The sequence below is a fragment of the Streptomyces sp. A1277 genome (assembly GCF_004795015.1).
Taxonomy (GTDB): domain Bacteria; phylum Actinomycetota; class Actinomycetes; order Streptomycetales; family Streptomycetaceae; genus Streptomyces.
The window spans coordinates 61,394-74,327 of the sequence record NZ_SSBI01000013.1 but is presented as its reverse complement, the minus strand read 5'-3'; the positions used below and the strand labels follow the sequence as shown (position 1 = coordinate 74,327).

Genomic DNA, 12,934 nt, shown 5'->3' with positions numbered 1-12,934 from the left:
TCCAAGTGTTCCCAAACGCTGCTCGGCTCCGAATGCCGGACCGAAACGGCATAAGCTGTCCAAGGACGTAAAGGGAACGGAGGAGGACGCGGGCTCCCGCAAGGGGCCGCCGACGGGATGGCGACGTGGCACGAAACGTCACCGTTTAGGCGGTCTCGTACGCTGGGTACTTGCGCGATCCGCCGCTCCCGTGTGGACTACGGCCAACGCCCCGCGCACGCGCGTGGCTGAAGCATTTTCCGAAACATGATCAGGAGGCAACCCGTGAGCGCGACCGCGGACCACGCGGAGGAGCGGACCAACCCGGCGGCACGCCTGGGGTTCGAGCCCGGACAGGTGGTCCAGGAGATCGGCTACGACGACGACGTCGAGCTGGAGCTCCGTGAGGGCATTGAGGCCACTATCGGCCAGGAACTCGTCGACGAGGAGTACGACGACGTCGCGGACGTCGTCCTGCTCTGGTTCCGTGACGAGGACGGCGACCTTACGGACGCGCTGGTGGATGCCATCGGTCTGCTCGAGGACGGCGGTGTGGTCTGGCTGATGACGCCGAAGACCGGCCGTGACGGATACGTCGAGCCGAGCGACATCAACGAGGCCGCCCAGACCGCCGGTCTCGCCCAGACCAAGAGCGTCAACGCGGGCAAGGACTGGTCGGGAAGCCGGCTCGGGACGCCGAAAGCGGCCAAAGCCAAGCGCTGACACCCATCGGCCCTGAAGGCCCCCGACAGGCACCGCGCCGGCCGGGGGCCTTCGTACACCCGTCCCCGCTCCCGGCAGGCTTGATCCGGATGCCGGCGGGAAGCTTTCACGGGTGCCGCACAGGCGCCCGTGCCCTCTGCGTAGGGTGGGGGCCACCCGGACAGCCCAGCCCGGTGACGTAGCGAAGGGACGCGTTTTCATGGCGATCGAGGTCGGCACCAAGGCCCCGGATTTCGAGCTGAAGGACAACCACGGCCGGACCGTGAAGCTCTCCGACTTCCGGGGCGAGAAGAACGTGGTGCTGCTGTTCTACCCGTTCGCCTTCACCGGCGTCTGCACGGGCGAGCTGTGCGCGCTCCGCGACGAGCTGCCCACGTTCGAGAACGACGACACGCAGCTGCTGGCCGTCTCCAACGACTCCATCCACACCCTGCGCGTCTTCGCCGAGCAGGAGGGCCTGGAGTACCCGCTCCTGTCCGACTTCTGGCCGCACGGCGAGACCTCGCGGGCCTACGGCGTCTTCGACGAGGACAAGGGCTGTGCGGTGCGCGGCACCTTCGTCATCGACAAGGAGGGCGTGGTGCGCTGGACGGTCGTCAACGGCCTGCCCGACGCGCGCGACCTCAACGACTACATCAAGGCGCTCGGCGCCCTCTGATCCGGCTTCGGGCGGATCATCCGGCGACCCCGGCCCGAATGCCTGCTCAGGCCGGGAACCGGTCACTAGGATCCACTCGTTGATCCGATGCCAACACGACGTGGAGGCGCCGGCACCGGCCGGCCCCCAAGAAACCAATGGGAGGACTCGTGGGAGTCAGCCTCAGCAAGGGCGGCAACGTCTCGCTGACCAAGGCCGCGCCCAACCTGACCGCGGTCATCGTGGGTCTGGGCTGGGACGCCCGTACCACCACCGGCGGAGACTTCGACCTCGACGCCAGCGCACTGCTGACGAACGCCGAGGGCAAGGTCGCCAACGACGGCAACTTCGTCTTCTTCAACAACCTCAAGAGCCCCGACGGCTCCGTCGAGCACACCGGTGACAACCTCACCGGTGAGGGCGAGGGCGACGACGAGGTCATCAACGTCAACCTGGCCACCGTCCCGGCCGACGTCGACAAGATCGTCTTCCCGGTCTCGATCTACGAGGCCGAGACCCGCCAGCAGAGCTTCGGCCAGGTGCGCAACGCGTACATCCGCGTCGTCAACCAGGCCGACAACAGCGAGCTCGCGCGCTACGACCTGTCCGAGGACGCCTCGACCGAGACCGCCATGGTCTTCGGCGAGCTGTACCGCAACGGCGCGGAGTGGAAGTTCCGCGCCATCGGCCAGGGCTACGCCTCGGGCCTGCGCGGCATCGCGCAGGACTTCGGCGTCAACGTCTAGGCAGCTGACCGGGGCCGCGCGGCCCCGGCACCAGCGTTTTTCCGTCCGGCGCCGCACGACGTGCGGCGCCGGACGCGCTCAACACACGGTTCATCGACTCGGGGAGGACACACCATGGGCGTCACGCTCGCCAAGGGAGGCAATGTCTCCCTCTCCAAGGCCGCACCCAATCTCACCCAGGTGCTGGTCGGGCTCGGCTGGGACGCACGATCCACGACGGGGGCCGACTTCGACCTCGACGCCAGCGCACTGCTGTGCCAGTCGGGCCGGGTGCTCGGCGACGAGTGGTTCGTGTTCTACAACAACCTCACGAGCCCCGACGGTTCCGTGGAGCACACCGGTGACAACCTCACGGGTGAGGGCGAGGGCGACGACGAGTCGATCATCGTGAACCTCACGCAGGTACCGGCCCATTGCGACAAGATCGTCTTTCCGGTCTCCATTCACGAGGCCGACAATCGCGGTCAGACATTCGGCCAGGTCAGCAATGCGTTCATCCGCGTCGTCAATCAGGCGGACGGCCAGGAACTCGCGCGTTACGACCTCACCGAGGACGCCTCCACGGAGACGGCGATGATCTTCGGCGAGCTCTACCGCTACAACGGCGAGTGGAAGTTCCGTGCAGTTGGTCAGGGGTACGCGTCGGGGCTGCGCGGCATCGCTCTAGACTTCGGGGTCAACGTTTCGTAAAGCCGCGCACGGCGCGGGGGAGCCCCGTACACCTCGGGGGAGACCCGTTACATACATGATGGGGTAGCCAGTGCTTCTGAAAACCTTCGGGTGGTCGCTCGTGATCACCGCGATCGGCCTCGTGGCCGCGTGGTTCTACGGGGGGTGGGAAGCCTTCGGAGTGGTGGCGATCCTCTCCGTCCTGGAGATCTCGCTGTCGTTCGACAACGCTGTGGTGAACGCCGGAATCCTGAAGAAGATGTCCGCCTTCTGGCAGAAGATCTTCCTCACGGTCGGCGTGCTCATCGCGGTCTTCGGTATGCGGCTGGTCTTCCCCGTCGTGATCGTGGCCATCACCGCCAAGCTGAATCCGATCGACGCCATCGATCTCTCCTTCAACGACGCGGACCGCTACAAGGAACTGGTCACGGACGCCCACCCGGCGATCGCCGCCTTCGGTGGCATGTTCCTGCTCATGATCTTCCTCGACTTCATCTTCGAGGACCGGGACATCCAGTGGCTGCGCTGGATCGAGCGCCCGCTCGCCAAGCTCGGCAAGGTCGACATGCTGTCGGTCTGCATCGCGCTCATCGTCCTGCTGATCAGCGCCCTCACCTTCGCCGCCCACGCCCACCAGCACGGCGGCGGGCACGCGGACAAGGCGGAGACCGTCCTGCTCGCCGGCATCGCCGGTCTGATCACGTACCTCATCGTCGGCGGACTCTCCGGCTACTTCGAGGACAAGCTCGAAGAGGACGAGGAACGCGAGCACGAGGAGGAGGAAGAGGCCAAGCGGAGCGGAAGGAAGATCTCCGCGGTCGCCCTCTCCGGCAAGGCCGCGTTCTTCATGTTCCTCTACCTGGAAGTGCTCGACGCGTCCTTCTCGTTCGACGGCGTGATCGGCGCCTTCGCCATCACCAACGAGATCGTGCTGATGGCGCTCGGCCTCGGCATCGGCGCCATGTACGTCCGTTCGCTCACGGTCTACCTGGTCCGCCAGGGCACCCTGGACGACTACGTGTACCTGGAGCACGGCGCGCACTACGCGATCGGCGCGCTGTCGGTCATCCTGCTCGTCACCATCCAGTACGAGATCAACGAGATCATCACCGGTCTGGTCGGCGTCGTCCTGATCGCCTGGTCCTTCTGGTCCTCGGTCCGCCGCAACAAGGCGCTGGAGGCCGAGGAAGGACAGAGCGAAGTCGGCGCCGGGGTGTGACCCGGTAGCAATTGAGGGAACGCTCTGAGCGGGGCGGCTCGTACGGTGGCGGCTCCGGGTAAGGCCCGGAGGCGGCCCGGAGCCGCCCCGCAGTGGTGCGTGCGTCGCGTGCGCCGCGTGCGACGACTGGAGCAGGACCGAGAGGTGGGGGTCGGGATGGCGTTCTGGGACAACCTGTGGCCGGGGCGGGAGTCGCAGTTCGAGTCGGGCAGCGCGGCCACCAACTCCATCGTGCTCACCCGGCGGCGCGCCACGGTCTCGCTGACCAAGCAGGGTGCGCTCAGCGGCAACCTCCGGGTCAACCTCTCCTGGCGGATGCGCACCTCCGACATCGAGGGCCGCTCCCGGGGGAGCGGCCGGCTGCTGCACCCCTTCAAGTTCTTCCAGCCGGAGGCCGTGCAGGCCCACACCCAGGGCGTGGTCAACGTCGACCTGGACCTCGGCTGCATGTACGAGCTGACGGACGGCACCAAGGGCGTGGTGCAGCCGCTGGGCAACCTGCTCGGCGATCTGAACGGGCCGCCCTACATCCGGCTCAGCGGCGACGACCGCTTCGGCGCCCCCTCGGGCGAGACCCTCTACGTCAACCTCGACCAGCGCGAGAACATCAAGCGGCTGATGGTCTTCGTCTACATCTACGACCAGACACCGGCCTTCGACCGGACGCACGCCAAGGTGACGCTCTACCCGGGCAACGGGCCTCGCATCGAGATCGATCTGGACGAGCGCGCCCCGCAGGCCCGCTCCTGCGCGGTGCTCACCGTGGAGAACGTCAAGGACGAGCTGGTGGTGCGCCGCGAGGTGAAGTTCGTGTACGGCTTCCAGTCGGAGCTGGACCGGATGTACGGCTTCGGAATGCAGTGGGGACGCGGTTACAAGTCCCGCACCTAGGTCTCGTCAGGGCCGTATGAACTGCGGCCCCTGCGGGGGCAGCACGACATTCGGGTCGGGCGCGTGCGCGGCCGCCGGGGCGGGCTGCGGGTAGCCGTACGCGGGCTGCGCGGAGGCCGGCTCGGGGTAGCCGTAGGCGGGCTGCGGAGCCGGTGCGGCCGGGGCGGGCTGCGGATAGCCGTACGAGGGCTGCTGGTGCAGCACGGTCGCCTGCGAGTCGGGCGAGGGGGGCGCCGCCGGCGGGAACGGCGGCGCGGGCGGCACCGGGTCCGGCCGGTACTGCGGCTGCGGGGGCTGCTGCGGCCCGGGCTGCGACGGGGTCTGCGGCTCGGGCTCGGGCTCCCCCTCGTCGACCGAGATCCCGAAGGCGGTCGCGAGACCGATGAGACCGGTCGGGTAGCCCTGCCCCACGGCCCGGAACTTCCAGCCGTCGCCGCGCCGGTACAGCTCGCCGCAGATGATCGCGGTCTCCTCGCCGGTCTCCGCGCGCACGTCGAACACGGCCAGGGGGTCGCCGCCGGCCGCCGCCGCGTCGTAGAGGAAGATGCGCAGATCGCGCACGTGTTCGAAGGCGGCCCCGTCCGACGAGGCGGCGATGACCACCTGGTCGACCGAGGGGTCGAGCGCGCCCAGATCGGCCTCGATGGTGTCCGTCAGGCCCTCGGGCAGGCTCCGCTTCGGCAGCCGGCGCACCAGGCCGGAGGGATGGCGGGGCTGGTTGTAGAAGACGAAGTCCTCGTCCGAGCGCACGCGGCCGTCGGCGCCGAGCAGCAGGGCCGAGGCGTCCACATCGGGCACACCGGCGCCCGGCGTCCAGCGCAGCACGGCCCGTACGGCCATGGCGTCGAGGGGGACGTTCGAGCCTTTCACCATCGCGTGCGTCATGCCGGTCATCCTGCCTGCTGGCCGCCCGTACGGACAACGCGGGGGTCGGGCCCCGTGTCCCGGCGGCGCGCCGGAATCATCCTGCGCGTCCCCTTCAGGACCTTCGCGAAACGGGCGAGACATCCCGAATTCATCCGGGCAGGGAACTGCGGACACCCGTTCGTACGTACTATTACCGGCCACACGTCGTCCGGTCGGTCAGAGAGTACGGGGGGAATCGCATGCGCCATTTCGGGCATATTGCAGCCGCTGCGAAGGGCAGGCTGTTCTTCCAGGAACCCTGCGTGTTCGACGCCGACTCGCCCGCCCCCCTCCTCTCCGCCGCCCTGGGCGCCACGCTCTACAGCCCCGCCACCCGCCCCCGGCTCGCCGACGACATCGTCAAACTGGCCCGGCGCGGAGTCGTCTCCATGGTGCTGTGCCTGGAGGACTCCATCGACGACTGCGAGGTCGCCGGGGCCGAGGAGAACCTCGTCCGGCAGTTCGCCGACCTCGACGCACGCGAAGCCGATCCGCCGCTCCTGTTCATCCGGGTCCGCGAACCGGGGCAGATCACCGACCTGGTGCGCCGCCTCGGCGCGTCCGTCCGGCTGCTGTCCGGATTCGTACTCCCCAAGTTCACGCGCGAGCGGGGCGTGTCGTTCCTGGAGGCCCTGACCAAGGCCGAGGCCGCCGCCGGCCGGCGGCTGTTCGCCATGCCCGTGCTCGAATCGCCCGAGCTGCTGCACCTGGAGACCCGCCGGGAGGCCCTTCAGGGCATCGCACAGACAGTCGGCGCCCACCGTGACCGGGTGCTCGCGCTGCGGCTCGGCGTCACCGACTTCTGCTCGGCCTACGGACTGCGGCGCGCCCCCGACATGACGGCGTACGACGTGGGAATCGTCGCCGACGTCATCGCCGACGTCGTCAACGTCCTCGGCCGGGCCGACGGGTCCGGTTTCACGGTCACCGGACCCGTGTGGGAGTACTTCCCCCGCCAGGAGCGCATGTTCAAGCCGCAGCTGCGCCGCAGCCCCTTCCAGGAGAACCGGGCCGACGAACTGCGCACCGCGCTCATCGCGCACGACCTGGACGGACTGCTCCGCGAGATCGAGCTCGACCGGGCCAACGGCCTGCTCGGCAAGACCTGCATCCACCCCTCGCACGTCGCACCCGTGCACGCACTGTCCGTGGTCAGCCACGAGGAGTTCAGCGACGCGCAGGACATCCTGCGGCCCGAGAGCAGCGGCGGCGGGGTTCTGCGCTCCGCGTACACGAACAAGATGAACGAGGTGAAGCCGCACCGGGCCTGGGCCGAGAGGACCCTGCTGCGCGCGGAGGTCTTCGGCGTGGCCCGTGAGGACGTCGGCTTCGTGGACCTGCTGGCGGCCTGCCTCGCGGAGTGAGCGCGGCCGGCGGGACGATCGGTAGGGAGACACCGGCGCCGAAGCGGCACCGGGTATGACGGGCGAGTGGAAAGAGACGGCGAACGTGGTGTGGTCGGGTAGCTGGGTGGCGGAGCGACTGGGCGTCGAGCTGGTGGGCGACGGGGAGCTGCGCGAACTGCTGGGCCTCGCCCTGCGGCGCAACCCCAAGCGGGCACACCTGCTCGTGTCCAACGTGCTCGGCAAGCATGTGCCGCAGCGCCCCTCCGTGGTGTACGCCGCGGGCTTCGACCTCGGCCGCCGGGTGCGCGCCCTGCTGGGCGAGGAGGGGGCGCGGCGGGCGGTCGTCCTCGGCTACGCGGAGACGGCCACGGGCCTCGGCCACTCGGTCGCCGACGGCCTCGGCGACGCGCCCTACCTCCACTCGACCCGCAGGCCCGTGCCCGGTGTGGCGCGGGCGGGCGGCTTCGAGGAGTCCCACTCGCACGCCACCTCGCACCTGCTGCTCCCCGAGGACCCGGAGCTGCTGGCGGCGGACGGGCACGGCCGGGACGGCTCGCCGCACTCGGTGCTGGTGCTGGTGGACGACGAGTTCTCCACCGGCAACACCGTCCTCAACACGATCCGCGCCCTGCACGAGCGCTACCCCCGCGACCGGTACGTCATCGTCGCCCTGGTCGACATGCGCTCCCCGGCCGACCGGGGGCGGCTCGCGGAGTTCGCCGCGGAGATCGGCGCCCGGGTCGACCTGGTGGTCCGCAGCACCGGCACGGTCGGCCTCCCCGACGACGTCCTCGCGAAGGGGCAGGCTTTGATCGCGGAGCAGGAGTCCGCGCCGGGCGCCGGGCGCCGCGCCGAGGAGCAGTCCCCGGGCACGGGCATCCGCACGCGCCTCGACCTCCCATGGCCCGCCGGCGTCCCGGACGGCGGCCGGCACGGCTTCACCCCGGCCCACCGCGCCCTCCTGGAACCCGCGCTGCCCGCCTTGGCGGACCGCATCGCCCAGGCCCTGGGCGACGCACCGCGCCGCGTCCTGGTCCTCGGCTTCGAGGAGCTGATGTACGCGCCGCTGCGCCTGGGCACCGCCCTGGAGGAGCGCACGAACGCCGAGGTCCGCTACTCCACGACGACCCGCTCCCCGGTCCTGGCCGTGGACGACCCGGGCTACGCGATACGCACCCAGCTGGTCTTCCCGGCCCACGACGACCCGGCCGACGGACCCGGCGAGCGCTACGCGTACAACGTGGCGGGCGCCGGCTTCGACGCCGTGGTCGCCGTGGTCGACTCCGCCGCCGACACCCCGGCGCTGCACGCCCCGGGCGGCCTCCTGGACCGGCTGGCCGCGCACACCGGGCAGGTCCTGCTCGCGGTGATCCCCTCATACGTCCCGGCGACGACCGCCGAACGCCAGGAAGAAGCCCCCATGCTGCTGCCCGAGCCCCTTCGCGGCCCCGCCTTCTCCTCATACGCACCCGACGAGGTCGGCTGGCTGCTCCAGGACCTCTCGGACACCCGCCTGGAGGCGCCCACGGAGGAGCGCGAGGAGGCGATACAGAGCGGGGGAGCGCACTACGCGGAGTCGCTGCCCGTCGAGTACCAGCCGTCCGCCCAGTACCAGGAGCTGTTCAAGGCCGCCCTGGACCTCTCGGCCGCCCGGATCGCCCGCGCCGTGGGCACGGTCACCGAGACGGTCCTCGCCGAGCGCGGCCCGCGCCCGGTGCTCGTCTCGCTCGCCCGGGCCGGTACGCCGGTCGGCGTGCTGATGCGCCGCTGGGCCCGGGCACGGCGCGGCATCGAGCTGCCGCACTACGCCGTCTCGATCGTGCGCGGACGCGGTATCGACGCCAACGCGCTGCGCTGGCTGGCCGCCCATCACGACCCGGCCGACGTCGTGTTCGTGGACGGCTGGACAGGCAAGGGCGCGATCACCCGCGAACTGGCCGCCGCGGTCACGGAGTTCGAGAAGACCGAGGGCGTGGAGGGCTTCGACCCGGAGATCGCGGTGCTGGCCGACCCGGGCGGCTGCGTGCGCACGTACGGCACCCGCGAGGACTTCCTCATCCCCTCCGCCTGCCTCAACTCCACGGTCTCCGGGCTCATCTCCCGTACCGTCCTGCGCGCCGACCTGGTCGGGCCGCACGACTTCCACGGCGCGAAGTTCTACCGCGACCTCGCCGGCTCCGACGTCTCCGGCCTCTTCCTCGACACGGTCACCGAGCGCTTCGAGGAGGTCGCGGACGCCGTGGACGCCGAGGTGAAGGAGCTGCTGACGGCCGACCGGGCCCCCACCTGGGAGGGCTGGACGGCGGTGGAACGCATCAGCGAGGAGTACGGCATCCACGACGTCAACCTCGTCAAGCCCGGCGTCGGCGAGACGACCCGGGTGCTGCTGCGCCGCGTCCCGTGGAAGATCCTCGCCCGGCGCGGCGCCGGCCCGGACCTGGAGCACATCAGGCTGCTGGCCGAGCAGCGCGGCGTACCGGTCGAGGAGGTCGACGCGCTCCCGTACACCTGCGTCGGGCTGATCCACCCCAAGTACACGCGCGGCGCGACCGGCGCCGACGGCAAGGCGGTGGAGTCCGCGTGACCGCCTCCCCGGTGACCCTGATCGCCAGCGACCTCGACCGCACCCTCATCTACTCGGCCGCCGCCCTCCAGCTCACCATGGAGGACGTGCGGGCACCCCGGCTGCTGTGCGTCGAGGTGTACGACCACAAGCCCCTCTCGTACGTCACCGAGACCGCCGCCGGGCTCATCGCCGACCTGACCGGCGCCCCGTCCACCGTCTTCGTACCGACCACGACCCGCACCCGCGAGCAGTACCACCGCATCCATCTCCCGGGCGCTCCGGCCGAGTTCGCCATCTGCGCCAACGGCGGCCACATCCTCGTGAACGGCGAGTCCGACCGGGACTGGCAGCGGACCGTGGCCCGCCGGCTCACCGACGAGTGCGCCTCGCTCGCCGAGGTCCGCGCCCACCTCGTCTCCGCCGCCGACCCCGCGTGGCTGCTCAAGGAGCGGGTCGCCGAGGACCTGTTCGCCTACCTCGTCGTGGACCGGGCCGAACTCCCCCCGGACTGGATGAAGGAGCTCGCCGCCTGGACGGAGCCGCGCGGCTGGGCCGTATCCCTCCAGGGCCGCAAGATCTACGCCGTACCGCGCCCGCTCACCAAGAGCGCCGCCATGCGCGAGGTCGCCCGCCGCACCGGGGCCACCCTCACCCTCGCCGCCGGCGACTCACTCCTGGACGCCGACCTGCTGCTCGCCGCCGACCGGGGCTGGCGCCCCGGCCACGGCGAACTCGCCGACGCCGGCTGGAGCGCCCCGCACGTCGAGGCGACCGCCGAGCGGGGCGTGGCCGCGGGCGAGGAGATCCTGCGCCGCTTCGTGCGCGCGTCGGGTCTGTGACGTAGGGCGGGCCCGCCCGACGCGCCGCGGAAATGCGCTCGTACGGGCCGGGGCGGACGACTACAGTCACGCCGTTCCCGCCCGCCGGGGGGACATGCGGCCGACCAGGGAGTTGCGCGATGACCAAGGGCAACGAAACCAAGATCACGGACGAGCTGTACGCGTACATGCTGGCGCACAACCCGCCGCTCGACGCCGTACAGCGCGAACTCGTGGAGACCACCTACGCCGAGCTGCCCGACCGGGCGGGCATGCAGTCCGCCGAGGAACAGGGCCCGCTGCTCGCCTTCCTCGTCCGGCTGACCGGGGCACGGCACATCGTGGAGGTCGGCACCTTCACCGGCTTCTCCGCCCTGTCGATGGCCCAGGCCCTGCCCGCCGACGGCCGGCTGATCGCCTGCGACATCTCGCAGGAGTGGACGGCGTACGGCCGTGCGGCGTGGGAGAAGGCGGGCGTCGCCGACCGCATCGACCTGCGTATCGCCCCCGCCCTGGACACCCTGCGCGCGATGCCGCGGGAGCCCCACATCGACTTCGCCTACCTGGACGCGGACAAGGGCAACTACATCGCGTACTGGGAGGAACTGGTGCCCCGGATGCGGCAGGGCGGCGTCATCACCACGGACAACGTGCTGTTCCACGGCGGCGTGACCGACCCGCACGCCACGGGCGCGGCGAAGGACATCCAGGACTTCAACGACCACGTGTCGGCCGACCCGCGCATGGACAGCGTGCTGCTGACGGTCGCGGACGGCCTGACGCTGTCACGCAAGCGGTAGCCGCCGGGAGGCGGGGAGCCGGGCTTGCCGCGGCAGCTGGATCAGCCGCAGCAACCCCCGCCGCAGCAGCCGCCGCCACCGCCACCGCCACCGGCGGAGGGTGCCGGGCCGGAGGCGGCCGAGCCGCCCACGGCGACCGTGGAGAGCAGCTTCACGGTGTCCTCGTGCCCGGCGGGGCAGGAGGCGGGGTCGGAGGACTCGGCCATGGGACGGCTGAGCTCGAAGGTGTCTCCGCAGGAGCGGCAGCGGTACTCGTAACGAGGCATGGGTTCAGGCTATCCGCAGCGGGCCGGAGTCAGTTGGCTCCGGCCCCGCGTTCTTCACGGATCTCGGCGACGACGTGGGCGGCGGTCTGCCGCAGGTCCTCCGTCACGGTGAGGAAGTGCCAGTAGTCGGGGTGGCGGCCCTCCAGACCCGTGATGGCCTGGTCGAGACGGGCCACCGCGTCGTCCAGCGGGCGGGCGTGGCGCGGCTCGGGGGTGTGGCGCCCGGCCATGGCCAGCCGCTGGGCGTCACGGATCGCGAACCGGGTCCGCTGGATCTCCTGCTGCGGGTCCTTGGCGACGAGGTCGAGCCGGTGCAGCCGGTCACCGGCGGCGGACACCGCCTCGTCCGTCGCGTTGAGCAGGGCGCGCACGGTGCTCAGCCGCGAGGTGGCGTCGGCCCAGCGCTGCTCATCGCGGGCGCGGGCGGCCTCCTTGAGCTTCTCCTCGGCCTGGCGCACATTGACGGCAGCCTGCTCCGGGACCGGCTGGAGGTCCTGCCAGCAGGCGGCGGAGAACCTCCGCCGCAACTCGCTCAGCACCGGCTCGACGGACGCGGACCGGGTGGTCAGCGCCTGGGCCCGGGTGCGCAGGGACACCAGCCGGCGATCGATCTCGGCGGCGCGCTCGGGCAGCTTCTCGGCCTCCGCCCGCACGGCCTCGGCGTCCCGCAGCACCTGGTCGGCACGTTGAAGGGTCTCGGGCACGCCGTGGCGCCCGGCACCCTGGTTGAGCTTGGTCAGCTCGGGGGCCAGGGCGGCGAGCCGGGCGGCGAGATCGTCGGCCCGCAGCCCGGACGCCCGCACCGCGTCGAGAGCATTGCTCGCGGCGAGGAGCGCTTGTCGCGCCCGCTCGACGGCCGGGGCGAGCCGGGCGAGCTGCGTCTCGGCGCTCCCGAGCAGGGGCCCGAGCCCGGCGGCGAACCGGTCCAGGTCGCCCTTGACGCGTACCAGCTGGTCCTTCGCGGAGGACAGCTCGGCCCGGGCACTGGAGGCGACCGACGGTTCGAGATCGTCCCGGTCCAGGTCGTGGGCGTCGACGGCGGTGATGTACGCGCGACTGGCCTCGTCGATGCGCCGCCCGAGCGCGGCGAAGTCGTCCACGGCCTTGCGGGCGGCCGGCGAACTGTCCACGGCGGTGATCGTCTCGATGGAGATCTGCAGGTCGCGCTGAGCGGTGTCCAGCTCGTAGAACGCCTCGGCGGCGGCATCCTTGGCCGCCTGCGCCTCGGCCCGCTGCCCTTCCCCGCGCCCCCCGAACCACCGCCGCGTACCCCCGCCGGCGACGGCGAGGGGGAGGGCGGCGGCGAGGAGGGGGAGGGGCACGAGGACGAGGAGGCAGGTGTCACGTATGCCCCGCACGAGCGCGTGG

The 12,934-nt window shown here is 71.1% G+C and carries 13 protein-coding genes; 10 read left to right on the top strand and 3 right to left on the bottom strand.

The window, feature by feature from the left end:
- The first annotated feature begins 264 nt into the window (after positions 1-264).
- The 6 genes from E6R18_RS11425 to E6R18_RS11400 all read left to right on the top strand — a co-directional run bounded on the left by E6R18_RS11425 (position 265) and on the right by E6R18_RS11400 (position 4,864).
- Positions 265-702 carry a DUF3052 domain-containing protein gene (locus tag E6R18_RS11425; protein WP_018556445.1) on the top strand — a complete coding sequence of 146 codons (438 nt, stop codon included), beginning with the start codon at positions 265-267 and terminating at the stop codon, positions 700-702.
- Positions 703-901: 199 nt separating this feature from the next.
- Entirely contained in the window at positions 902-1,360 is a 459-nt protein-coding gene (locus tag E6R18_RS11420) for a peroxiredoxin (protein ID WP_136316764.1), read from the top strand.
- A gap of 149 nt (positions 1,361-1,509) precedes the next feature.
- Positions 1,510-2,085, top strand: a complete 576-nt coding sequence (locus tag E6R18_RS11415; protein WP_026171553.1) for a TerD family protein — start codon at positions 1,510-1,512, stop codon at positions 2,083-2,085.
- Positions 2,086-2,199: 114 nt separating this feature from the next.
- The gene (locus E6R18_RS11410; RefSeq protein ID WP_018103347.1) at positions 2,200-2,775 is read left to right on the top strand and encodes a TerD family protein; all 576 of its coding nucleotides are present in this window, start codon (positions 2,200-2,202) and stop codon (positions 2,773-2,775) included.
- Between the two features lie 70 nt (positions 2,776-2,845).
- Positions 2,846-3,973, top strand: a complete 1,128-nt coding sequence (locus E6R18_RS11405) for a DUF475 domain-containing protein (protein ID WP_136316763.1) — start codon at positions 2,846-2,848, stop codon at positions 3,971-3,973.
- Between the two features lie 156 nt (positions 3,974-4,129).
- Positions 4,130-4,864: a Tellurium resistance gene (locus tag E6R18_RS11400; RefSeq protein ID WP_136316762.1), complete on the top strand. Its 735-nt coding sequence runs from the start codon at positions 4,130-4,132 to the stop codon at positions 4,862-4,864.
- Between the two features lie 6 nt (positions 4,865-4,870).
- Here the strand turns inward: E6R18_RS11400 and E6R18_RS11395 are convergent, their stop codons facing one another.
- Positions 4,871-5,749, bottom strand: coding sequence for a TerD family protein (locus tag E6R18_RS11395; protein WP_136316761.1), 879 nt, complete (start codon positions 5,747-5,749; stop codon positions 4,871-4,873).
- A 221-nt stretch (positions 5,750-5,970) separates the two neighbouring features.
- On the opposite strand from E6R18_RS11395, the gene E6R18_RS11390 reads away from it, so the two are divergent.
- The 4 genes from E6R18_RS11390 to E6R18_RS11375 all read left to right on the top strand — a co-directional run bounded on the left by E6R18_RS11390 (position 5,971) and on the right by E6R18_RS11375 (position 11,300).
- On the top strand, positions 5,971-7,134 hold the full coding sequence (locus tag E6R18_RS11390) for an HpcH/HpaI aldolase/citrate lyase family protein (protein ID WP_136316760.1): 1,164 nt from the start codon (positions 5,971-5,973) through the stop codon (positions 7,132-7,134).
- Positions 7,135-7,189: 55 nt separating this feature from the next.
- Complete coding sequence (locus E6R18_RS11385) at positions 7,190-9,700, top strand: phosphoribosyltransferase (RefSeq protein ID WP_206308262.1); 2,511 nt, start codon at positions 7,190-7,192, stop codon at positions 9,698-9,700.
- Positions 9,697-10,521 carry an HAD family hydrolase gene (locus E6R18_RS11380; protein ID WP_136316758.1) on the top strand — a complete coding sequence of 275 codons (825 nt, stop codon included), beginning with the start codon at positions 9,697-9,699 and terminating at the stop codon, positions 10,519-10,521. The genes E6R18_RS11385 and E6R18_RS11380 overlap by 4 nt, the downstream gene beginning before the upstream one ends.
- Before the next feature lie 119 nt (positions 10,522-10,640).
- Entirely contained in the window at positions 10,641-11,300 is a 660-nt protein-coding gene (locus E6R18_RS11375) for an O-methyltransferase (RefSeq protein WP_136316757.1), read from the top strand.
- Between the two features lie 41 nt (positions 11,301-11,341).
- On the opposite strand, the gene E6R18_RS11370 is transcribed toward E6R18_RS11375, so the two are convergent.
- Positions 11,342-11,566 (bottom strand): zinc ribbon domain-containing protein, encoded by a 225-nt coding sequence (locus tag E6R18_RS11370; RefSeq protein ID WP_136316756.1) that lies wholly within the window; start codon positions 11,564-11,566, stop codon positions 11,342-11,344.
- A 29-nt stretch (positions 11,567-11,595) separates the two neighbouring features.
- Positions 11,596-12,924, bottom strand: a complete 1,329-nt coding sequence (locus E6R18_RS11365) for a hypothetical protein (protein ID WP_240799695.1) — start codon at positions 12,922-12,924, stop codon at positions 11,596-11,598.
- Positions 12,925-12,934: the final 10 nt, after the last annotated feature.